Raw genomic sequence first — 23350 nt, 5'->3', positions numbered from 1 at the left:
CAACCAATTAAAACACAAATGAGAAAAATTTTACTATCGCTGGTGCTTTTGGCAGCAGGTGTATTTACGGCTACGGCACAGGATTATACAGAAAGCCAGGAAGGCTTCCTGTTAAATGTTGGTGTGCATTACGGCATTGGCTTTTCAGGGAGTTATGAATACTACAATGACTGGGAGAGGGATTATCGACGTGAAAATAACAGGGGGCTTACATTAGATGTTAGCCTGTATTACAAACTGGATAATTACAATTGTATCGGTTTTGTATATACCAACTATTCAACCGATATGGAAACGAGTAATGTATATGCTTATGCACCGGGCAATGATTATGAACCTATCGGCATAACTGATGTAAGGAATGAGGTAAGCGTTTCATTGTATGCACCATCTTACATGGTTAACTTCAGATTGCCTGAAAATACCCGCCATGAGCTTAACCTGGAGCAGGCTATTGGGTACATCCGATATAAGGAGGATGCCTATTATCCTGAACTTTATGAAATAAGGGGAGGCGGTATAGGCTTTTTGAGCTCATTAAGCTACAGGTATGAAATTATTGATAATTTTGTAATAGGGCCTAAAATAAGCTATACAACAGGTATCGTGTTCGGGTTAAATGTAACAGGCCCGGGTAACTATGATGCCAATATAGATTTACTGGATGATGATATGCGTTCCGTAAACAGGTTTGATGCCGGTATATCGGCATGTTACCGTTTTTAAACAGAAACAACATAATTTTTATAATATGAAATTTTTTATTGATACAGCTAACCTCGACCAGATAAGGGAAGCACAGGCACTTGGCGTTTTAGATGGCGTTACCACAAACCCTTCGCTTATGGCAAAAGAGGGTATAACAGGTAAAAATAACATCCTTAAGCACTATGTAGACATCTGCAATATAGTGGAAGGCGATGTAAGTGCCGAAGTAAATGCTGTAGATTTTGAAGGCATGATTAAAGAAGGCGAGGAGCTTGCCGAACTGCACGAGCAGATAGTAGTTAAACTACCAATGACACAGGATGGTGTAAAAGCAGCCAAATATTTTGCAGACCGTGGGATAAAAACCAATGTAACCCTTGTGTTTAGTGCAGGGCAGGCATTGTTGGCAGCAAAAGCGGGAGCAACCTATGTTTCTCCTTTTATAGGGCGTTTGGATGATATCTCTACAGACGGTCTTAACCTGATAGACGAGATACGCCAGATATATGATAACTACGCATTCGAAACGCAGATACTTGCTGCTTCGGTTCGCCATACTATGCATATAGTGAACTGTGCCAAGATTGGTGCCGATGTTATGACCGGGCCGCTTAGCGCCATTACAGGGCTTTTAAAGCACCCGCTTACCGACTCTGGCCTTGCCCAGTTTATTGCTGATTACGAAAAGGGTAACAAGTAATAAATACTGAACAAATCAAAGATCAATATAGAAATGCATTTCCATTTCGACTGAAATGGAGAAATCTAAACTATATACAAACCGCCTCAACACAAGAGGCGGTTTTTTTATGCCTTTATTTTTTCCAATTTAAATGCTTCTGCAATAAACTGTTTATTGATGGTTGCCCCTGCTTTGTTACCCGCTGCAACAGCATTAGCCACAGAACGGAACAGCGTGAGGCAGTCGCCTGCCGCATATACTCCCGGCACCGATGTTTCCATAGTTTTGCTTACCTGTATAAAACCATGCTCAGTAAACTCGCAGCCCATTTTCTCAGGGATAGAACATTGCTGCACAAATGGCAGTTGGGTGAAGAGTGCATCCATATACTCAGGCTCGGTATCATCAAATGTAAGCTGGCTTACATATCCGTTATTATGCTCAATAGCGCATATTTCATTTTCAACCACTTTAATATTACGGTTATTAAGCAGTAAAACTTCTTCATCGCTTAATGTGCTGGTGCCGTTGGTAAATAGCGTAAGTTCGCCGGCCCAGTGGCAAATGGTTTTAGCCATTTCAAAGCCCATATCGCCATTGCCTATTACGCCAAGCCTTTTGCCCGCCACCTCATATCCGTGGCAGTAGGGGCAGTGCAGTATGCTTTTGCCCCAGCATTCGGCAAAGCCCTCTATATTGGGTAGGGTATCTGTAACCCCGGTAGTAAATAATAGTTTTTTAGCAGTAAAGCTGCTGTTTGCTTTTGTCGATACAGTAAAACTATTACCCTCTTCAAAAGCATCAGTTACTGTTTCTTCCAGAAAATGAACGGTAGAATAATTTTTAAGTTGTGCTTTAGCTTTTTCGCGTATGGCAAATGGCGTTTCGCCATCCTGTGTGATAAAATTATGCGATTCGGGTGCCTGAGCGTTGCAGGGGTTACCATTATCTATCACCAGTACGTTGCGCAGGGAGCGCCCCAATGCAAGTGCTGCAGAAAGCCCCGCGTAGCTTCCGCCTATAATAATTACATCAAAAGTCTGTTGGTTTTCCATAGCCATAAGTTGTACTGTAAAAGTATTAAACCATTATGGCAGCGCGGTGCAGTTTAACGTAACTTAAACGTTTGTTTTGCAGCAGGTTTATTCAATAACTATTTCCTTCAGCTTTTGGCGATAGGCTTCCAGTATTTTAGATTTAAATACAAAGCCGTAATAACGCTCATCTTTAAGTATGGGCAGGTAATCAGTTCCCGAAGCATCAAATTTTTCCATAATACTCTCTACAGAGTCTTCTAAAGAAACAACCTCCCGCGGTGCGGCTATCATTTCTTCCAGCTTACTGTACTTAATTTTAAAGGGACTAAAAACCAAATGTCTTATCGAGTTAAAATCTACAATGCCTATAAGCCTGTTTTTTTCGTCTGTAACGGCAAAAATGTTTTGGCTGGTGGTAGAGAGCAGGTTAATAACATCATCCGGCTTATGCGTTGTCTGTATCGTTTTTATATCGGTTGTTACCACGCCCAGCAGGTCTATGCTCGAAAGTATGTTACGGTCTTTATCGCTGGTAAATACCTGGCCTTCTTCGGCAAGGTGCTTAATATCCATAGAGTGTTTTTCAAACTGTTTCGATACAGCAAAGCTTACAGATGATACTATCATAAGCGGCAGCATCAGGTTATAGCCACCTGTAATTTCCCCGATGAGGAAGATAGCTGTAAGCGGTGCATGAAACAGTCCGCTTAGTATACCCGCCATACCTACTATGGTAAAATTGCCTACTGGTAAATCTCTGTCAAGCCCTATCAGGTGTACAAACTTAGCTACAAAAAAACCGAGATAGCTGCCTACAAATAATGATGGTGCAAAGTTACCACCGTTACCCCCGCTTGAGAGTGTAAGCCCCGTTGCATATACCTTCACCAGCATGGTAACGCCTACAAAAGCGAGTAAAACCCAGCCGTTGTGTTTAAATTCTTCTAAAACGGTGTTATTAAGTAATGCTTCCGGGTTGGGGTTTGCCAAAACTTTTATGCTTTCATAACCTTCACCAAACAGTGTGGGCAGTAAAAATATCAGTGCTGCAAGCGGCAAAGCACCATAAAGTGCTTTACGGTAGTCGCCGTTGCGCATTTTAGCAAAATGGGCTTCTATCTTCTGGAATTTACGTGCATGGTAAACCGATACCAACCCACCCAGTATGCCTAAAATAATGTAGTAGGGAATGTTATGGTAATCAAAAGAATGCTGTTGGCGGAACGAGAGCAATACTTCTTCATTAAGCACTACAGTAGATACTATGGCACCCGTAGCAGCCGATATCATTATGGGTATAAATGCGGTTATGCTAACATCGGCAAGGACAACCTCTATGGCAAAAAGTACACCGGCTATAGGTGCGTTAAATGCAGCCGCTATACCGGCAGCCACACCACATGCTAAAAGTAATATTCTGTCTTTCTTGCTTAGCTTGTATTTTTGGGCAAAGTTAGAGCCGAACGCTGCCCCGGTAATGGTAATAGGCGACTCTAATCCTGCCGAACCGCCAAGGCCAACCGTTAATGAGCTTGTTACAATCTGCGCATACATTTGCTTTCTGGGCATAATACCGCCACGTTTTGCAACAGCATATAGTATGCGGGAGCTGCCTTTTTCTATTTTACCACCTAAAACCTTACGCACTACAAATACAGTAAGTATAATACCAACAATGGGCAGCAAACTGTTAATATAGGGCAGCTTTAAATAGCCGTTTATATAATTGGCAAAAAGAAACACGTTATGGGCAAAGCCCTTAAGCACAATAACAGCAAAAGCAGTAGATACAGATACCAGTACGGCAGAAACATAGATAAACTGCCTTTCGCTAAGGAGGCTCTTAATAATAAAAAATAAAGTTTCAACGCGGCGGACATTGTTCCGGAAGAACAAGCGGACTTTTGAAACGTTACGGTTAAGCATCTGTTATGGTGAAAAATTAGAAAAAAATGTATAGACTGCGAAGTTACTTCATTTAAAAAAAATACAGCAGGTTTTACAGATTTTTTAAAGCTTCCCGTTCACTTAAAGGTTTTAATCCGGCTCCGTTTACAAAATCACGTACAGCTTCAGGATTGGTTTTACCATATTCGCGCAGCGCCCAGCCAATAGCTTTCTGAATAAAAAACTCTTTAGAATGTTTGTGCTTTAAACATTCGCTGAAAAGGATATGCATATCAGTAGTTTTTTTATAACCAAGCTGAAATAGTATAGCACTACGGTTAAGCCACATATTTTCTGAATCTGAGAACCTTTGTATCACCATATGTGTTTCATCCGGGTATTGCTTTAAATAGTCACCAAGCATATATTTTGCAAGTACATCCACACTATCCCACCATGAGTGCTTTACCAGCATAAATTCAATTAGTGTTATGTCTTCTTTACGATATTTCTTTTTGAGTTCTTTTAACAGTATTTCAATAGTGCAGTAATGGTATTCACGTTGCGGTAGTGCATAAAGCTGTTTTGCCAGTTTACGCGGATGTTGAGACACTTCATCTTTATGCTCTTGCCAAACCTGCTTCAGTAAAGCTCTTCGCAAATCAGTCTTTATGCCCAGAAAAGGAAAATTATCTTTCATATATTTTTGCATTGCTCCTGCATTTTGACACGATGCATTTTCCTGAAAAACTGATTGCAGCCTGTTTGTAAAGCCTGTCATATTTCGCTGGTTTTTTCTCTGACATATTGTCGCAGGTCTTCAAAGAATACCCTGAACTCTTCTTCAAAATCCTCATAAAATTCTGTAAGTTGCTCAACAGCATTCCCCATACCCGATTTATTTGCGGTGCGCCTGTCCATCTGTTTTAAGATTCCCCCAATACCCTCTGTAGTGGCATAACTGCCCAACCAGTCTTGCTTAATCATATAAGGTACCATGCCTTTTGTTTTTTCAGGCAGTATAGTTTCGTTTTCCTGTAAAAGCGTATAGAAACCATTTGTATAGTCCTGCAACGATTCACTATGATACTCATTCCAGTTCTTTGCCAGGAAATGATCATAAAATATATCAATTATAACTCCCGAATAGTGGTGGTAATAGGGGTGCAGCCTTTTGGTACTCTGCCTGAAAACGGGGTGTGCATCAGTGTAAGTATCTATAAACCTGTGCAGCACAATGCCTTTTTTTACCTCTTCAGGCAAATCTTCAGGCGGTTGCCCGTGTATGCCATCGGCAATAAAGTTGCCAATTTTAAGCAGGTTATTGTCTCCTGAAAGGTAAATATGTGCGAGGAAATTCATACTCCCAATGTAGTGAATTGTTTTATGGCTGCAAAATGCAAATTTGTCTTTAGGATCGACAAGTTTGCTAAAACCATTGTTAGTTTTTTTATATTCGTTAAATATATTTGACAAAAAAACAATGAAAAAACTTTCAACAGAAAATTTAAACCTTCTGCCGAGTCCGATTGAACTAAAAAAGATTTGCAAATCTATCTCTGCTTTAGAAGCAATTATTTGCCCTGATTGGGAATACAGATACTATTCTTACCAGAGTAGCTGGAGCGAAACTGAAGAGATTTGCGAAATGAGGAATGGTCAGGGCGATCATATGTTAATACTTTTTTGTGAAGAGGGGACTTGCATAAACGGATTTGCAAATGAGAGTGAAATGAATGGATGGAAGAGTGTTTCTGTAGAAGTAAAAAAGACATTTGTAGAAAAATTGTTTTTCTTAAAAAAGGAACCTAAAACTAAATTAATTCAGGATATGCCAAATGGTTTGGTTGACGAATTACCAAAACTATTTGATGAATTCATATTCGGGGAGCCTGTAAAAAGCATAGGTACAACCTTTTGTATTTGGCAAACTATGACTGATACAGATTGGAAAACCGGAAAAGTTGATTTACCTAACGATGAATACAAGGATGGGTCAAGTCATTTACTTGAATTGTTAGACGGTAATCCTGTTTCGTATAAAAATTGGGCAGAAGCATATTATCAAGATAATTTTAAAGAGAATGAGCTTAAACTGGAAATGATAGAGGAGGTGTTTAGTGGAACAATTATTACAAGAGATTTGGTTAATAAAATAAATCCTGAATTGAATGATTTTGAAAAACTAAAATCTGATTTAGAAGAGATAGGGTATCAGTATCTATTATAAAATATAATAATTAGGAAAGTATATTTAGTTGAAATTAACTTAATAAGTGTATAAACTAAAATAAAAATAATTTATAGTTAAAACAGAAGCTGGTGTAAAGCTTATATTTGCGTTAACCGAAAAACCAACAGAATTATGACGTTAATCAAATCTATTTCAGGTATCAGGGGAACAATTGGCGGTAAGACCGGCGATAACCTTACACCCGTAGATGCTGTAAAATTTGCATCTGCATATGGTACCTGGCTAAAAAAACATTCAGGAAAAGATAAAGTAACCGTTGTTATAGGCCGCGATGCCCGTATTTCGGGTCCCATGATACACAACCTTGTAATGAATACCTTGGTGGGCCTTGGCATAAATGTGGTGGATTTAGGGCTTTCTACAACGCCAACCGTTGAAGTTGCCGTACCGCTTGAAAAAGCCGACGGTGGTATTATACTTACTGCCAGCCACAACCCTAAACAGTGGAATGCACTAAAGCTGCTGAATGAAAAAGGCGAATTTTTGAGTGGTGCCGATGGTGCCGAAATACTTAAAATAGCCGAAGCCGAAGCTTTTGACTTTAGCGATGTGGACAATTTAGGCGAAGTAACACAAAATGATGCCTATATGGATATTCATATTGATGAGGTGCTTAACCTGCCGCTTGTTGATGCTGAGGCTGTTAAAGCTGCCGGTTTTAAAGTAGTGGTAGATGGCGTAAATTCATCGGGAGGTATTATCATCCCGAAACTGCTGGAGCAGATGGGGGTAGAGGTGGTAAAGCTGTACTGCGAACCAAACGGACATTTTCCGCACAACCCGGAGCCTTTAAAAGAGCACCTGGGCGATATATGCAAGCTGGTAACAGAGGAGAAAGCTAACTTTGGTATTGTGGTAGACCCTGATGTTGACAGGCTTGCATTTATATCTGACGACGGCGAAATGTTTGGTGAAGAATATACGCTTGTGGCCTGTGCCGATTATGTACTCAGCAAAACACCGGGTAACACGGTAAGCAATATGTCATCATCGCGCGCGCTGCGCGACATAACCGAAAAGCATGGCGGTAGCTATGAGGCCAGTGCCGTAGGCGAGGTAAATGTGGTTGAACTGATGAAAAAGAATAATGCCATAATAGGCGGCGAAGGTAACGGCGGTATCATTTATCCTGAACTTCACTACGGGCGCGATGCGCTTGTGGGTGTTGCTTTGTTCTTAACCTATCTTGCCCAAAATAACATACAATCGGTTGCAGCGCTAAGGGCGTCTTACCCGCAGTACTACATGAGTAAAAATAAGATAGAGCTTACACCGCAAATAAATGTAGATGCCATTCTGGAAGGCATGGCGGGCAAGTATATAAATGAAAAAGTAAGTACTGTTGACGGTGTCAAAATAGACTTTGCTGATGAATGGGTACACCTGCGTAAATCGAACACAGAGCCGATTATCCGAATCTATACCGAAGCGCCAACACAGGCCAATGCAGATGCTCTTGCTGAGCGTATTATTACTGAAATAAAAGAAATAGCAGGAATATAAGTTTTCCGTTATAATACATGATAAACCTGCGGCACTGCCGCAGGTTTATTTTTTAAACCACTTATAATACAGCATGCCCAGATATTCATGCATTGCTTTTTCTGTATAAATAATTTTTTGTGCCGAAGGCGTCCATGTGTAAAGCATACTTTCAGCATCGTGCTTAATGTAATAATCGGCAGGAGCCGCTACAGGGTTTAACCCTGCCTGCTTAAATGTTTGTATGGCGCGCGGCATGTGCGAAGCGCTTGTAACTACTATTATTTTTTTATCTGTCCCCGAATATTTTTTTACAGTCATTGCTTCTTCCCATGTTGTTTTGGGATGCAGGAGCATTATAATGTCATCTGCTTTAACGCCGAAGGCAATGGCTGTCTGTGCCATCAGTTCTGCTTGGGATACTTTATTATCTTCTGCATAACCCGAAGTTATAAATTTGCATCTTTCCATTTTATTATAAATGCGTATGCCTTCCATCAGGCGGGAGCGGGCCGTACCCGAAAGCCTGTGGATAGCAGTTAGCGAGCTGTCGTTAACGTGGCCGCCGCCAAGCACCATAACAGGCGTACCCATTGGCACTTTTGGCGTATCAAGCGGTTTATATTGCTGCTCAAGGTTGCGCATAAGCCATATTGGCAACGGGCTTACAGAAAAGACGAATAACTCTGTAATAGCAACTATTACCAACAGTCTCGCTGTTTTCTTGCGTTTTATGGCATTTAATACCAGCGCAAAAAGCAGCAATATCCAAAACAGGTATATAGGGCTTATCAGCTTTTCCATAGTTAGGGTTATGGTCTGTAAAGTTAAAAAAAATCCTGCCCGTATCGGGCAGGATATAAAAATCAAAAACAAGTCACAAAAAACGTTATTTTACAATAAGTTTCTTTACAATTCCTTCTTGTGTCCTTATCAGGTATATACCCGATGCCATTGCAGAAGTATCGAGCTTAAGCGCCTGCTTTTCAGTGTGAAGCAGTTTGCCGTTTATATCATAAACTTCAATATCAGCAGCACGGTTAAAGTAAGCCACTCCCTGCACTGATGGGTTAGGGAATACATTAAATGTTTTAGGCAGGGCAGTAAAATCATCTGTGTTTAAGTTGGTAACATCTACCTCATATATTGTAAGCGTACCGCTTATTTCGTTAGCTACAATTATATAATTTTTACCGTCAGGGCTATCTGTATCATTAATAAAAGTGATGCCTTCCGGGCCGTGGTCGCCTTCATAGGCTGTAGTGCTCCTGTTGTTCTTATAGTCGGTAAATACTGCATTTGCAGGGTCGGTAACGTCATATACCATAACGCCGCCAATCCTTTCCAGGCTTATAAAGGCAAAAGTACGGTTCAGGATAGTGGCTACCGTTACACCTTCCGGCTCAGGGCCTTTGGCACGGCTACGGCCTTTTTGTTCGTTATCCTCGCTATCAGCATTAAATATAGGATTGAAAGCAGGAGTCATGGCAGTGTACATCTCGAAATCATCGCCACTGTCAAACACTATTTGTTTAGTATCAGCATTGAATATAGAGAATGAACGAGAACCCACACAGTAAATTTCTTCAAACTGAGTGTCGTTGTCTGTGTCACCGTCAAGGTTGGTAACCCTCATCCTGCCAGCGTTGTGGCTCTTTTTAAGCATTGCAGCCTGCGGGAACTCAGCAGCATCAAGTACATAGCCGTTGTTGCCAATGGTTGTCCTTTCTTCAAAGCCGTCATATTCTTTTTCGTCACCTTCGTTAGCGGTTACAATATAGTTTACACCATTAACGCTGTATGAAGCAACAGCGTCCGGAATATAATAAGCATTTATAGGCCAGTTGGCTATAAGTATTTCACCGTTATTATCAGAAATATCAAAACCATTGCCCGGCAGGCTCATGTCTTTAGTGCCAAGTGCCCAAACATCGGCTATGCTTATGTTGGTTAAGTCTATTTCTGCAATGGCGTTATTTTCCTGTAGTGTTACCCATGCTTTTTGCGAGTCGGCGCTTACGGCAACATATTCAGGTTCAAAATCCTGTGCCATAGTGCTTTCGGCTTTCAGTTTCCTTACACCCGAAGCTATAAGGGCAGCTTCCTGAGCATTGTAAGCATTAAAATCAAGTGTGGTAACGTTAGCATCGGTTAGGCCAGCCATACCGCCTGTAACATCTATTACACTTACAGAGCCTTCAGGGTCTATGCTATAGTCGCTGTTTGGTTGTCCTTCGTTAGCTGTAATTACTTTAGTACCATCTGGAGTAAAAGTAATATTATCCGGCAGTGCGCCAACAGTTACCTGGCTCTGGAACTCGCCATCTGCATTAAAGAATACTACTGAACCATTAAGGTACTCTTCTGCATTTGGAGAAGCCACGGCTACCATACCGTTCTTAACTGCTACGCTGGTAACCCCACCATAGGGGTTCATGTCAACAGAGTTGATTACTTCCGGAGACTCAGGGTTAGAGAAGTCTATCACATCAAGGAAACCTGCCACAGCACTTGTAGTGAAAAGCCTTTCTGTAGCCGGGTCATAAGCCACGATCTCGCAGGTACTTGAGTTAGTGCCTGATGGGTCGAAGCTGCCAACATACTGAAGCTCTATATCCTGAGTTGGCTCTGGTGCCATACGGTCGTTATCTGTAATATAAACCGTTGCAAATGTTTCACCCGTAATATTGATATTTACAGGGTTTTCAAGGCTTAATACAAAGTATTCGGCATGTTGCTCTTCCTCTGTATCGTCAATTACAGGTATGGTTATAGTTTGCGTAAGTTCGCTTGTTCCTGTAAACGTAAGGGTAGTGGTAGTATATGTAAAGTCATTACTATCGGCAGTACTGAAAGGTGCAGCCTTGAGTACTAAATCAACCGAAGCATTTGATGGGCCTGCAAGGTTTAGCACTATGTTTACGCTTCCTGCCGCTTCATCTGTTACAATAAATTCAGATTCGAATGCAATTTCAGTATTATAAGTAAAGCCGTAAACGTACTCACAAGCCATAGTAAGGCCTGCTTCATCTTCAATATTATTGATGGTAAGTTCGTAAGAGCTGCCACCTTCAAATGCAGATGAATAAGTAAGTGTTACCACATTACCGTTTACAGCAGCACTTGCAAGGCCATTTATACCTGTATAATTTGCAATATCAGAAGCTGAAGCTGCCTCCAGTTCGTTATTGAATGTAATCGCTATAGTAGTGTTGTTTAGTACACTTATATCCTGAACATTTGGCGAGCTTGGGAAGTTCCATACAGGCCATGTTTGTGCCGGCGTACCTGCTGCAACACCCACCCAGTTAGCAGAATTAAGTATGGCAGCTTTAAGCTCGGCAGGAGTACCTTCCGTAGTACCGTTATAATAAGCATTGGCAGTATTTCCTGCATCATTACCCGGTGCTGTGCTAAGGTTAACAGCACTAACGCCATCTGCTAAACCTGCAGGAAGCATAGAGTTGCTGCCGCTGCATTCAGTATTAGTAGTTAGCCATGCATTAGAGCTCATTGCCGTAATATAGTTTGGCATGGCAGCCGAACCTGTATATACAATTACCTGGTCTCCGCCCGAGCTAAGCCCGAAGCTGTTACCTGTAACCGTACCTGTATTAGAAAGTAACGCATCTGTTTGTATTGTAATAACAGATCCTGCCGGCACACACTGCGTGGCAGTCCACATAATGGCTTCGGCACACTGTGGTTGTGCATTTGTGGTATATTTAGAGTCGGTAAGGTAAATAAAAGTACCCGGGGCAATATCTACAAAAGTAATAAGCGCCACTTCATCTTCTGTAGAAGAAGCATTCATCCTGTATGCTACAACAGCCATATCGCCCGCAGTAAACTGTGTTTGTACCGCAATAGTAGTAAAAACTGAAGACTGCCCGGTTGCAACAACATTATCACTAAAATCTTCTACCATGTTAGGCAGTAAGGCTACATAATACTGCTGCCCGTTAAGTAAATCTGCGTCAGGTAGTATTGTAATGGTGTTATTGGCAAAAGTAGTTGTAAACGGAACTATAGCGCCCGAAGCATTTTCAAGGCGAAGCTCTACTAAAGAAGCCGCGTTTGCTGAAGTTATAGGGCTGTTATCCGCCATCCTTACATTTTCATTGAAAGAAAAAGTAGGCATAACATCTACCGGAAGAAAGTTAGAAAGGTTAGCCGGGGTTATGGTAACCATAGGGGCTGTAGTATCTGTAGTACCTTCCATTGGCGTACCGATAACTGTAATGTTATCAAACCTGTTATTACCGCCAGAGCCTGATGCATTAGCACCTCCAAAGTTTATCTTAAGGATAAAATCAGCATTGTCTTCAGCGCCTTCAATTCCTGAAAAATCAAGCGTTACAATACTGAAACTTGTTGTAGGGTTAAAGGTAGTTGTTGCCAAACCTGCACTTGTGTAGGTAACACCACCATCTAAGCTATACGAGTAGTATTGCTCTGTAGCACCCGAGTTTGTTCTTGTAGTGGCAAAGCTAACCTCTATGTTTTCATAACCTGTTGTAGGAAATGCAATAAGAAAATCGCGTGAGGCACTTGGGTTGCGCGGTCTTAATGCATTACCCTCTGTATCGCCGTTTTGTGCGTTTAAAAGCGAGCCTTCATCTACACCATCCATATAGCCTGCGCCTGTACCGGGATAGGTTATCTGTGCAGTACCGGCAACAAGAGAAAGATCTGAAGCTACTGCTGTAGTAGTAACACCATCCTGTACAGATGTGTTGAAATTCCAGTAATGGATAAGCATTTCAGAAGGTACCGGTGTTGCCATAACCGCAAGGTTATCAAACCTGTTGTTACCGCTTCCGCCAGCAGCGTTTGCACCGCCAAAGTTAATCTTGAAGATAAAATCGGGGTTGTTGGCAACGCCTGCAATACCCGAAAAATCTACGGTTGAAAGTGTATAACTTTCTGTAGGGTTAAATGTGGTTGTGGTTAAACCTGTGGTACTGTATGTAGCACCGCCATCAATACTGTAGCTGTAGTATTGTTCTGTAGCGCCAGAGCCTGTTCTTGTTACTGCAAAAGTAACCATAACATTCTGGTACCCTGTTGTCGGGAAAGCAATAAGCAGGTCGCGCGTGTTGCTTGGGTTTCTTACCCTTAGCCCGAATCCGGCTTCGGCTCCCATTTGCGCATTAAGGATATCACCTGAAACATCGTCCATATAACCGGCACCTGTGCCCGGATAGGTAATAGATGTTTCCCCTGTGATAAGGGAATAATCGGCAGGTACATCTGTAAGGGTGCCGCTTACGGAATTAAAGTTCCAGTAATGCACCAGATCCTGCGCTGTTGCAGCAAATGTTACTAAGCAGAAAGCCAGTAACATAAGTGCTTTTTTTAGGTAGTTGTTCAACATGATTTAGTAGTTTGTTAATAATAGCTACAAAAATCAGTGTTGTATTTTAATTAAAGATTAACTAAAAAGGAATGCTGTATTAACATCTCCTGTAATGTGTTTTCTAAAAGTTAAGAATTCTTAAGGTAGTAATACAGGGCCAAATTTTATCAGCCAAAACCACCAACCTATTGCTGCACCCAACGGCCCCGCGAGTATAAAGGTGAGCCGTTCTTTCTTAGGAATGATGTAAAAAGTTACCCATAATAATATTACGGCACCCATAAATGCAAAAAGGAGTGCTACCGACCAAGAAGGCCAACCAAGCATTTTTGCAAGTTTTGGTTCGTCTCCGCGAAGGTTTGCGCCACGGCCGCTTATATAAGCCGGAATTGAACCAAGCAGGTTAAATATTTCGCGCGACCAAAAGAAGGCAAGGAATACAAATATCCATTGTTTAAAGGAAATCCCCGTTGCTATGATGTCTTTTCGCCTGAACCATAAAAGTAATGCACCGATGCTTCCTGTGAGCATAGTTTGCAGTGGGCCTCCTAATGTTATTAAAAATGATTCCCATCGTTTGGGATAATATTTATCTTTGAGTTCGTCAAAATGTTTTCGTTTGTCCGAATCCTGGTCTTTTATTGCCTTCTTGTTGTCTTTATAATACTGTTTAACCGCCTCTATGTTTTTGCTATCTGAATAGTTTACGTATGCATAGCCTAAGTGCGGATTAAAACCTAAAGATTTGGCAACAATATAATGCCCGCCTTCATGGCTTACTGTACCGATAACAGTTGCGAGTACAAAACCGAGCGTTAAGTAAAAGAATAATTTTGGATGGAATTCTAATTTCACAGCATCTTCATTTTGCGATATACAGGATATTGCATATGAGATTTCTCATAATATTCAGAGTGGCGGTATATCCAGTCGAGTTGTGCTTCGGGACTGGCTGCAAATTTATTATCCTCTGCTTTCTTTTTTTCGAATTCTGCTCTTAAGGCTGCATTATCTTTAAGCAGTTGCGCTGCGGTATCCTCAAACACATAAGCAGAAAAATATTCTTTCTGTTGCAGTATGGCATCAAAAAAGTTCCAGTTAAAGAAAGAATCAATGCCCTGCGGCTCCAGCATTTCAACAATATATTTTACACCGGGCTGGCTGGTACTTACTATATAATCTCCTTTCCTGAACTTTACTGTTTCATAGCTTTTTTCTACCTGAACATTACTGTGCGGGTAATGCCCTTCATAAGGATAAGATGAGGTTTCATAACTTTTAATGCGGTAACTCTCCACTTTAAATTCGGCATCTTTGGTTAATTGCTGCATTTTTATGCCGTTCAGTTTTAAAAGATCAATTACTTCCCACCATTGCTGCGGAATGATATACTCTCCCGGAATTTCAACTTTTACAATCGGTTTGTATTCGGTATAATAGGGAACATCCTTTTTAAATGGTTTGCTGCGGTCATAATACAGCCTGTCTGCACCTGTAACTTCGCTCTTTTTATAACCGCCTTCATAACCCAGGAAAGGGAATTGTGTTACCTTTTCGCGGTCTGGTTGCCATTGCAATGTATAGTTTAGCGAAGGTTTAAATTGATTGAGGTTTTCGTTGCGCAGTGTTTTTATCTTTTTACTATTCTTGTCTATGTACAGCAACGATTCCAGCATATACTCATACGTAACCTTTACCCGTGCCGGATATTCCTTTAGCATATGTGTTTCGGGCATAGAGCCAGGCACATTAAACAGCGAGGCATAACCGGTAGAATAACGCGGATGATCCATAAACTTATCAAAACCGCCATCCGGCATATCATCATGTACATTTACATAAGGCGTTGCCTCAATGCCTTTATTTTTAAGGGCAGCCAGTACTTCAGGCATCATTTCATCTGTAAAAAAATCGCCGAGTTTACTGCCCAGCTTTTGATGATGTGTTTCAATATAGGTGAGCGTGTACTGGTAGTCGGCGCCATTGCTTACGTGGTTATCTATAAAAATATCCGGCTGTACTTTATGAAAAATTGCTGCAAAGCTGCGCGCGTTGCGGGTATCGCACTTAACAAAATCACGGTTCAGGTCATAATTACGGGCATTACCGCGAAAGCCATAACTTTCGGGGCCGTTCTGGTTGGCGCGGGTATGCGGGTTGCGGTTAAGCGCACCGCCAATATTATAAACAGGTATATTTACAATTACCGTGTTTCTTGGTGCTGCAATTTTGCCTGTTGCCAAATCGCGGTACAGCATCATTGTAGCATCTATACCATCGGGTTCGCCGGGGTGAATGCCATTATTAATGAGAAGTACTGCTTTTTCTTTATCTATTTTATCAAAGTCAAATACCTTATCAGGATTATAAATAACTATATGTAATGGCTCGCCACTATCGGTAAGGCCCATTTCCTGCATACTGATGCTTTCAAAACTGTTATCCAGTTGCTTAAAATAAGCAATAACCTCATTATAGGTGGCAGTTTGGTTGCCATTGCCTTTTTCGTATGGCGTTAAATACATATTTTTTTGTGCAAAAAGATTAGCAGAAAAGATAAACAACAGGAGCAGGATTCTCATATACATATTATTTTACCCTGACAGAGTCAGGCACCAGTATGGTATAATCACCGCCGTTACGCAATACATCGCGCACTATGCTCGAACTAATGTAAGATGTTCTCGCAGCCGTAAGCAGGAATACCGTTTCTATTTTACTAAGCTCCCGGTTGGTGTGGGCAATAGCCTTTTCAAATTCGAAGTCGGCAGGGTTACGCAGCCCGCGCAATATAAATTTAGCGCCTACTTTCTGGCAAAGGTCTATTGTTAAGCCTTCATAAGTAATAACCTCAATTTTAGGTTCATCCTTAAAGGCTTCCTCTATAAAACGCTTGCGCTCTTCTATGGGGAACATATATTTCTTTTCGGCATTTACACCTATGGCCACAATTATCTTATCAAAGAGCTTAACGCCTCTTTTTATAATGTCATAGTGGCCTAATGTTATCGGGTCAAACGACCCTGGGAATACTGCTGTTTTCATTTATCTTATTTCTAAGCAGGCTATATTTTCATATTCTGGTTTTTCTATAAAATCAGAAATTATTTCAGCCTTTTGGTTAATTATTTCTGCAATATAATTTGTTGAGGTATTACCCAACCTGAGCCATATTATTTTAGGTGGATGTCCTTTTATACTGCATAAATCAAAAAAGTCAGAATCAAAAGTAACAATTGTATAGTCATTATCTTTTGCATACTGCCATATTGTAGTATCCCATGCATTTTCTAATGCAAGCTGCCTAACCTGTTGTGCCTCGTTAAAATTGTGTTGTATGCGCGAAATAACTCTAAAAGAAATATTCTGGTCAAATAAAAGTTTCACGAAGCTATACTTATTTTATGTTCTTTGTCTGCCGCATAGGCAAAACATGCCTGTATCTGCTCTTTATTTAGTTCCGGATAATCTTCTATAATTTCTTCAACAGTCATGCCGCTTGCAAACCAGCTTAAAACATCATATACAGCTATTCGCGTACCCAAAATAACAGGCTTACCAAACCTGATATTCGCATCTATTGTTATGTAGTCTTTATAATTTATCATAACTCATTTTTTTACTTATTCCTTAAAGCCAGTTGTATGGCATTATCAAATAATTCAGGCAGTGTAATACCCGCCTCGCGCGCCTGTTGCGGCAGTATGCTTTCTTCGGTTAAACCCGGCACGGTGTTTACTTCTAACAGGTGTGGATCGCCATTTACAATTATATATTCGCTGCGCGAAAAGCCTTCCATTTTCAGTATCTGGTATACCTTTTTTGCTATTGCAGCTACTTTTGCGCTCATATCATCATCTATCCTTGCAGGGGTTATTTCCTGCGACTGCCCAAGGTACTTTGCCTCATAATCAAAAAACTCATTTTCAGATACAATTTCTGTTATCGGTAGTACCTTAACTTCGCCCTTATAGTTAATAACACCTACCGAAACTTCTGTTCCGTCAAGAAAACTCTCAATTAATATCTCGCTATCCTCTTTAAAAGCTTTCTCTATGGCAGGCATAAATTCTTCCTGCTCCTTAACTTTAGAAATACCAAAACTTGAACCGGACTTATTTGGCTTAACAAAGCAGGGCAGCCCTATTTTACTTAATATACCCTCAACATCTATTACATCGCCCAGGTTTATGTAATGCGAAACCGCAGTTTTTATACCATAAGGCTTTAAAACGCTTAGCAAATCGCGCTTGTTAAAAGTAAGCCCCGCCTGGTAAAACCCGCAGGATGTTTGCGGTATGACCAACAGCTCCAGGTAGGCTTGTATAAGCCCGTCTTCACCCGGTGTGCCGTGTATGGCATTAAAAACCACATCAAAAGTTACCTTATGTCCGTCATGGTCAACCGAAAAGTCGTGCCTGTTTACAGGGTATTCATTTTCATCATCATCCACCATTACCCATTTTTCTTGTAATATATGTACCCTGTATGGATGGTATTTAGACCTGTCGAGCGATTTATAAACAACATTACCGCTTTTAATTGATATTTGGTACTCGCTGGAGTACCCGCCCATAATAATGGCAACATTTTTCATTGGCCTGCGTTAGTGTTAGGTTTGTTAAACACAAAAATATCATTATTTATTCAAACTTATAAGTTTGGTATTATTTATATCTTTGCCAAAATTGTGGATACATGAGCCTAAAGAATTTCCTGAAGAGTAAAACTTTTGTCATACAGCTTGGCATAGCCGTAGGCATTATTATAATAGTAGTATTTGCAGCCCTTAAATGGCTGGACAGCACTACCAACCACGGACAGGAAATACCCGTGCCTAACCTTGCTAAAATGTCGGTTGAGAAAGTGGGTACAACGCTTGAAGCGATAGATCTTGAGTATGTAGTACTTGATACGGTAGATTTTAATAAAGACTTTCCGCCGTACAGTGTGGTGCAGCAGGACCCGCTGCCCAACGTAAATGTAAAGGAAAACAGGAAGGTGTATATAAAAGTAAATGCAGGTGGATATAACGACATACGTGTGCCCGACCTCGTACAGAAAACTTACAGGCAGGCTTTACCAACATTAAAAGCCGCCGGGCTTGATGAAGGTAAAGTAACTTATAAGCCCTATCTTGCTAAAGATGTGGTGCTTGAAATGTCGCAGAACGGCAAAAAGCTAAAAGCAGGCGACATGGTAAAGAAAGCAAGTAAAATAGACCTTGTGCTTGGCGATGGTAAAACCGGCTATACCGAGGAAGAAGAGGATACAGACAGTAACGCACAAGACACAGAAATCGTTGAAGAAAATTAATACCATTATAGAGCAGCAGGAAGAAGACGAACTGTACGAACATTTCCGTTTTGAAGCAGGTAAGGGGCAGGCACCCCTGCGTGTAGATAAATTCCTGATGAACCTTGTAGAGAACGCCACCCGCAATAAAATACAGCAGGCTGCGTCAGCAGGTAACATTTATGTTAATGATGTTCCTGTAAAATCGAATTACAAAGTTAAGGCTAATGATGTGGTGCGCGTGCTGCTTTCGCATCCGCCTTATGAATACCTGCTTGAACCGGAGAATATTCCGTTGGATATTGAATATGAAGACGACCAGTTGCTTGTGGTAAATAAACCCGCAGGTATGGTTGTGCATCCCGGGCACGGCAACTATTCCGGCACGCTGGTTAATGCACTGGCCTACCATTTTGAGAACCTGCCCATGAACAGCAGCGAAAGGCCGGGGCTGGTGCACCGTATCGATAAAGACACGTCAGGGCTTTTGGTTATTGCAAAAACCGAGCAGGCTATGGCACACCTTACGCGCCAGTTTTCTGAAAAAACAAGCGAGAGGGAATATATAGCGCTTGTTTGGGGCAATGTAGAGCAGGATAGCGGTACAATAGAAGGCCATATAGGCCGCCACCCTAAAGACAGGATGCAAAATACGGTTTACCCCGATGGCAGCGAAGGCAAGCCTGCTGTTACACACTACAAAGTTATAGAACGTTTTGGTTATGTTACCCTTGTTTCGTGCAAGCTCGAAACAGGGCGCACCCACCAGATACGTGTGCACATGAAGTATATAGGGCACACACTCTTTAATGATGCCCGCTATGGCGGCGACAACATCCTTAAAGGTACTACCTTTACTAAATACAAACAATTTATAGAGAACTGCTTTAAAGTATTGCCGCGCCAGGCACTGCACGCCAAAACACTTGGCTTTGAGCACCCTGTTACAAAAGAGTTTATACGCTTTGATACCGAGATACCTGCCGATATGCAGGAGTGTATCGAAAAATGGCGTGTATATTCTAAATCGCGTGAGTTTGAGGGGGATGAGTAGCTTCCCAGTTAATTTTTTTAACGTTTAGTGGCACAATTCATGCTTAAAATTAAGTGTGAAAAACAGGATATACATATATTTAGCCGGCACAATACTTTTAATTTTTCTGGTATTGCAATGTTCAGGCTGTTCCGGTATTCAGAAAGTAACCGACTCTATTACTAACCCAACAGCACGTGAAATATATAAAAGGGAGTTTAAAGACAACGAACAGGCATACAGCAACTGGCATGATGCTTATCAGGCAGCACTTAACGACAGTATTTCGGTAAACCTCCCCTATGTCGAAAAGGGGAAATTCAATGCGGATATTGATGAGGTTTATACGTATGACATTACACTCGAAGAAGGCGAAGTGCTTATTGCCGAAATTATAAAAGACTCTTCAGCACAACGGGTATTTATGGAAGTGTTAAACACTAACAGAACCAAATCCGAAAAAGCGGCTATAAACCATACAAGGCTTGAATATATACCTGAATCTTCAGGCACTTATAAAGTTATCATCCAGCCCGAAATTGCAGCCGATACGCCTTTTACTATTAGTATTTACAAACGCCCGCAATATGATTTCCCCGTAGCAGGAAAAGGCAACTCCGATGTAGGCAGTTTTTGGGGTATGGAGCGTGACGGTGGAAAGCGGCGGCATGAGGGTATTGATATTTTTGCCAAAAAGGGTACACCTGTTGTAGCGGTTACCGATGGTTTTATAACTTATACTGGCGAGCGGGGGCTTGGCGGCAAGCAGGTATGGCTGCGTGACGGATTGCTCGGTAAGTCTTTATACTATGCCCATTTAGACAGTATAGCCGTGGATGGCAGTGCAACTGTAAAAACAGGCGACACACTTGGTTTTGTGGGCAACACAGGTAATGCCAGGTTTACGCCTCCGCACCTTCACTTTGGTATTTACACCGGGCGGGGTGCAGTAAACCCGTTACCATTTGTTTTTAAGACAGATAAACCTGAAGTTTCGGGATTTACATTTAATTACAATGTTTCGCAATTAAAGGCAAAGGCAACGGCCAATTTAAGACAGGGGCCTTCAACTTCATTTAATGCTATCGGGCAGCTTACCGCTAATGATACAGTTCAGCTTTTAGGACAGCACCAAGACTGGCTGCATATTATTACGAGAAACGGGAAAATGGCTTTTCTTCACAAAAGCCTTGCCGGTGAAATAAAATAAAAAAGGACTGTATAGGCTTCCATTTCGAGTGTAACAACGTGAAGCTGAGAAATCTCAATGTGTAAAGATTTCTCCACAAGGTCGAAATGGAAACTTAAACAGCCCATTATATGGTCAATAGCTTATTAATTAATGCTTAACAAATTGCAGCTCAATATTCAGCTTTACTTCTTCGCCTACCAGTACACCGCCTGTTTCGAGTGCCGAGTTCCAGGTTAGGCCAAAGTCTTTACGGTTTATTTTTCCGGTTACAGAAAGCCCGGCCTTAACATTACCCCACGGGTCTTTTGCTACACCGCCAAATTCAGCATCAAGCGTAACGCTTTTAGTTACACCGTGTATGGTTAAATCCCCTGTTAGGGTGTAATAATCGCCCTGGTTTTTACTGAAACCTGTAGAGGTAAAGGTAATATCCGGATAGTTCTCTGCATCAAAAAAATCACCGCTTTTTAAGTGCCCGTCCCTGTCAGCATTACCTGTGTTTACCGAATCTGCCTTTGCGCTGAAAGTAAAAGAAGCGTTATCAAAGTTTTCATCATTTGTTTCGGCAGCGGCTTCAAATGCTGTAAAATTGCCTGACAGGTTAGTAAACATCATGTGTTTTACCTTAAAACCTATTTCTGAATGTGAAGGGTCAACCGCCCATTTTGTTGTGCTCATAACTATTATTTTGAAGATTTGTTAATTTATTAATTCATTAAAACTGCCTTAGCGCCATTGGCACTTCCATAAGTAAAATTTCTGCATCTTGGGATGCTGCTGTAATATCCAGCTTTTTGGTTTCCCAAATCCCAAGACCGTCGCGGCGGTTAAGGCTTATACCATTTATGGTAAAATCGCCTTCCAGTACAAAAGCATACACACCATTGCCTTCTTTCTTAATAGTATAATCAGTGCTTACGCCATTATCAAACTTACCCATATGGAACCACGCATCCTGGTGTATCCATACACCTTCATCATCAGCGTTAGGCGATAGTATTTGTTGCAGCTTGTTGTGCCTGTCGGCTTCATTAAGTGCTATCTGGTCATACCGTGGTGCAACATTACGTTTGTTGGGAAACACCCATATCTGAAGGAATTTTGTAAGCTTGTCTTTATTACGGTTATACTCGCTGTGAGAAATTCCGGTACCGGCGCTCATAACCTGTATATCGCCTTTTTTAATTACGGCAGTATTACCCATGCTGTCCTGGTGCTCAAGGTCGCCTTCCAGCGGAATGGAGATAATCTCCATATTATCGTGCGGGTGGGTGCCAAAACCCATACCGGCCTCTACACGGTCGTCATTTAATACCCTAAGCACGCCAAAATGCATCCTTTCGGGGTTGTGGTAGTTGGCAAAACTAAAAGTGTGATACGAATCGAGCCAGCCGTGGTTAGCATGGCCGCGTGTTGCCGCTTTATGCAAAACTGTATTTTCCATGATTAAAGATTTTGTGTTAGGTAAATGATTATAACCTATTGGTTGCAAAGGTTCAATTTCATCAATACTGTTCTTCAGGGCGCTGCCTGCCGCAGCAGTGGCAACAAACATACCTGTACCCATAAGTCCTTTTTTTATAAAATCTTTCCTGTTCATACCGTTGGTTTTTTAAGATTAACAGTACAAAGTTAGCATGCACAAAAAGCCTGTGCATTGAACTGGGACAAGAAAAGCAGCTGTCAGCAATTAGCTATCAGAAAATATTGAATAGGGATAGAAAGAGAATTAATTACACCTCTTTATAGATTAAAGTTATATTGATTGCCTGATTACTTTTGCATGACACCTGATAGCTGAGGACTGATAGCTGTAAGCTAATGGCTTTTTGCCAGTTTGGCGCGTACTTTACTTAAGAATTCGGCTGATATGCCAAGATAGGAAGCAATGTAATGTTGTGCCACACGTTGCGGTAGGGTGGGGTAGTGCTCTAAAAATTCGATATACTTTTCGGTTGCTGATTTTGCTATGGTATTAAAAAGCCTGTTCTGGGTAACGGCAAGGTGGCGTTGCAGCAGTATACGGAAAGCCCTTTCAAAGCGCGGCGCTTTTTCAAAAAGGGTTTCTTTAGCTTCGGGGGTAAAGATAAGGAACTCGCAATCTTCAAGGGTTTCTATAAATACGCGGCTTGGCTCATTTTCATAAATACTGAACGAAATATCGCTTATCCATGAATCTTCTACGGCAAATTGCAGTATCACTTCAGATCCGTTTTCATCAATATAGTATTTACGCACGCATCCTTTCACTACATAAGCCTCAAAATTGCAAACCTCGCCTTCATGTAGCATTATCGTTTTTTTGGGCTCGGTGCGGACTTGCAGCAGCGAATTGAAAATAGTAAGTTCTGCATCGCTAAACGTAACATAGCGGCTTATACTTTTATTGATACTGCTGTAGCTTTCCATACTAGGTTGGGG

The 23350-nt window shown here is 41.3% G+C and carries 22 protein-coding genes; 7 read left to right on the top strand and 15 right to left on the bottom strand.

Translation table 11 applies throughout. From position 1 onward, the window contains the following. Nucleotides 1-18 precede the first annotated feature (18 nt). Together Q0K96_RS02695 and fsa are read left to right on the top strand one after the other, a co-directional pair. Nucleotides 19-726 (top strand): hypothetical protein, encoded by a 708-nt coding sequence (locus Q0K96_RS02695; RefSeq protein ID WP_297332470.1) that lies wholly within the window; start codon nucleotides 19-21, stop codon nucleotides 724-726. Nucleotides 727-751: 25 nt separating this feature from the next. Next, nucleotides 752-1408: a fructose-6-phosphate aldolase gene (gene fsa, locus Q0K96_RS02690; RefSeq protein WP_297332469.1), complete on the top strand. Its 657-nt coding sequence runs from the start codon at nucleotides 752-754 to the stop codon at nucleotides 1406-1408. Nucleotides 1409-1515: 107 nt separating this feature from the next. Here the strand turns inward: fsa and Q0K96_RS02685 are convergent, their stop codons facing one another. From Q0K96_RS02685 to Q0K96_RS02670, 4 genes are all read right to left on the bottom strand, one after another. Further along, nucleotides 1516-2445 (bottom strand): NAD(P)/FAD-dependent oxidoreductase, encoded by a 930-nt coding sequence (locus tag Q0K96_RS02685; RefSeq protein WP_297332468.1) that lies wholly within the window; start codon nucleotides 2443-2445, stop codon nucleotides 1516-1518. A gap of 87 nt (nucleotides 2446-2532) precedes the next feature. Continuing rightward, nucleotides 2533-4353 (bottom strand): chloride channel protein, encoded by a 1821-nt coding sequence (locus Q0K96_RS02680; protein WP_297332467.1) that lies wholly within the window; start codon nucleotides 4351-4353, stop codon nucleotides 2533-2535. Between the two features lie 73 nt (nucleotides 4354-4426). Further along, a complete protein-coding gene (locus Q0K96_RS02675) occupies nucleotides 4427-5095 on the bottom strand; it encodes a DNA alkylation repair protein (RefSeq protein ID WP_297332466.1) in 669 nt (222 codons plus the stop codon). Continuing rightward, nucleotides 5092-5676 (bottom strand): acyl carrier protein phosphodiesterase, encoded by a 585-nt coding sequence (locus tag Q0K96_RS02670; protein ID WP_297332465.1) that lies wholly within the window; start codon nucleotides 5674-5676, stop codon nucleotides 5092-5094. The genes Q0K96_RS02675 and Q0K96_RS02670 overlap by 4 nt, the downstream gene beginning before the upstream one ends. A gap of 121 nt (nucleotides 5677-5797) precedes the next feature. On the opposite strand from Q0K96_RS02670, the gene Q0K96_RS02665 reads away from it, so the two are divergent. Together Q0K96_RS02665 and glmM are read left to right on the top strand one after the other, a co-directional pair. Further along, nucleotides 5798-6544, top strand: a complete 747-nt coding sequence (locus Q0K96_RS02665) for a hypothetical protein (protein WP_297332464.1) — start codon at nucleotides 5798-5800, stop codon at nucleotides 6542-6544. A 135-nt stretch (nucleotides 6545-6679) separates the two neighbouring features. Further along, nucleotides 6680-8071, top strand: coding sequence for a phosphoglucosamine mutase (gene glmM, locus Q0K96_RS02660; RefSeq protein WP_297332463.1), 1392 nt, complete (start codon nucleotides 6680-6682; stop codon nucleotides 8069-8071). A gap of 45 nt (nucleotides 8072-8116) precedes the next feature. On the opposite strand, the gene Q0K96_RS02655 is transcribed toward glmM, so the two are convergent. From Q0K96_RS02655 to Q0K96_RS02620, 8 genes are all read right to left on the bottom strand, one after another. Then, nucleotides 8117-8854, bottom strand: coding sequence for an ElyC/SanA/YdcF family protein (locus tag Q0K96_RS02655; RefSeq protein WP_297332462.1), 738 nt, complete (start codon nucleotides 8852-8854; stop codon nucleotides 8117-8119). Between the two features lie 85 nt (nucleotides 8855-8939). After that, complete coding sequence (locus Q0K96_RS02650; RefSeq protein WP_297332461.1) at nucleotides 8940-13427, bottom strand: choice-of-anchor I family protein; 4488 nt, start codon at nucleotides 13425-13427, stop codon at nucleotides 8940-8942. Between the two features lie 120 nt (nucleotides 13428-13547). Further along, nucleotides 13548-14264 (bottom strand): hypothetical protein, encoded by a 717-nt coding sequence (locus Q0K96_RS02645; protein WP_297332460.1) that lies wholly within the window; start codon nucleotides 14262-14264, stop codon nucleotides 13548-13550. Continuing rightward, on the bottom strand, nucleotides 14261-15991 hold the full coding sequence (locus Q0K96_RS02640; protein ID WP_297332459.1) for a M14 family metallopeptidase: 1731 nt from the start codon (nucleotides 15989-15991) through the stop codon (nucleotides 14261-14263). The genes Q0K96_RS02645 and Q0K96_RS02640 overlap by 4 nt, the downstream gene beginning before the upstream one ends. 7 nt (nucleotides 15992-15998) lie before the next feature. Further along, nucleotides 15999-16454 (bottom strand): pantetheine-phosphate adenylyltransferase, encoded by a 456-nt coding sequence (coaD, locus tag Q0K96_RS02635; RefSeq protein WP_223051941.1) that lies wholly within the window; start codon nucleotides 16452-16454, stop codon nucleotides 15999-16001. Beyond that, on the bottom strand, nucleotides 16455-16796 hold the full coding sequence (locus Q0K96_RS02630) for a DUF5615 family PIN-like protein (RefSeq protein ID WP_297332458.1): 342 nt from the start codon (nucleotides 16794-16796) through the stop codon (nucleotides 16455-16457). It lies immediately after the preceding gene. Continuing rightward, nucleotides 16793-17014, bottom strand: coding sequence for a DUF433 domain-containing protein (locus tag Q0K96_RS02625; RefSeq protein WP_348677798.1), 222 nt, complete (start codon nucleotides 17012-17014; stop codon nucleotides 16793-16795). Before Q0K96_RS02625 ends, Q0K96_RS02630 begins: the two co-directional genes overlap by 4 nt. A 14-nt stretch (nucleotides 17015-17028) precedes the next feature. After that, nucleotides 17029-18006: a D-alanine--D-alanine ligase gene (locus tag Q0K96_RS02620; RefSeq protein ID WP_297332456.1), complete on the bottom strand. Its 978-nt coding sequence runs from the start codon at nucleotides 18004-18006 to the stop codon at nucleotides 17029-17031. Nucleotides 18007-18107: 101 nt separating this feature from the next. Here Q0K96_RS02620 and Q0K96_RS02615 point away from each other — a divergent pair, with 101 nt between their 5' ends. From Q0K96_RS02615 to Q0K96_RS02605, 3 genes are read left to right on the top strand one after another with little or no spacing between them, the layout of a single operon-like run. After that, entirely contained in the window at nucleotides 18108-18725 is a 618-nt protein-coding gene (locus Q0K96_RS02615; RefSeq protein ID WP_297332455.1) for a PASTA domain-containing protein, read from the top strand. Further along, complete coding sequence (locus Q0K96_RS02610) at nucleotides 18712-19758, top strand: RluA family pseudouridine synthase (RefSeq protein ID WP_297332454.1); 1047 nt, start codon at nucleotides 18712-18714, stop codon at nucleotides 19756-19758. The genes Q0K96_RS02615 and Q0K96_RS02610 overlap by 14 nt, the downstream gene beginning before the upstream one ends. A gap of 55 nt (nucleotides 19759-19813) precedes the next feature. Next, complete coding sequence (locus Q0K96_RS02605) at nucleotides 19814-20947, top strand: M23 family metallopeptidase (protein WP_297332453.1); 1134 nt, start codon at nucleotides 19814-19816, stop codon at nucleotides 20945-20947. A 129-nt stretch (nucleotides 20948-21076) separates the two neighbouring features. Here the strand turns inward: Q0K96_RS02605 and Q0K96_RS02600 are convergent, their stop codons facing one another. The 3 genes from Q0K96_RS02600 to Q0K96_RS02590 form a co-directional block, all read right to left on the bottom strand. After that, nucleotides 21077-21607, bottom strand: coding sequence for a YceI family protein (locus tag Q0K96_RS02600; RefSeq protein WP_297332452.1), 531 nt, complete (start codon nucleotides 21605-21607; stop codon nucleotides 21077-21079). A 37-nt stretch (nucleotides 21608-21644) separates the two neighbouring features. Further along, complete coding sequence (locus Q0K96_RS02595) at nucleotides 21645-22373, bottom strand: pirin family protein (protein WP_297332494.1); 729 nt, start codon at nucleotides 22371-22373, stop codon at nucleotides 21645-21647. Nucleotides 22374-22747: 374 nt separating this feature from the next. After that, entirely contained in the window at nucleotides 22748-23338 is a 591-nt protein-coding gene (locus Q0K96_RS02590; RefSeq protein WP_297332451.1) for a Crp/Fnr family transcriptional regulator, read from the bottom strand. Nucleotides 23339-23350 lie beyond the last annotated feature (12 nt).

Source organism: Flavobacterium sp. (genome assembly GCF_024305175.1).
Classification (GTDB): Bacteria; Bacteroidota; Bacteroidia; order Flavobacteriales; family Flavobacteriaceae; genus Flavobacterium.
Note: the sequence above shows the minus strand (reverse complement) of the source record. Positions and strands in the feature narration are given on the sequence as shown.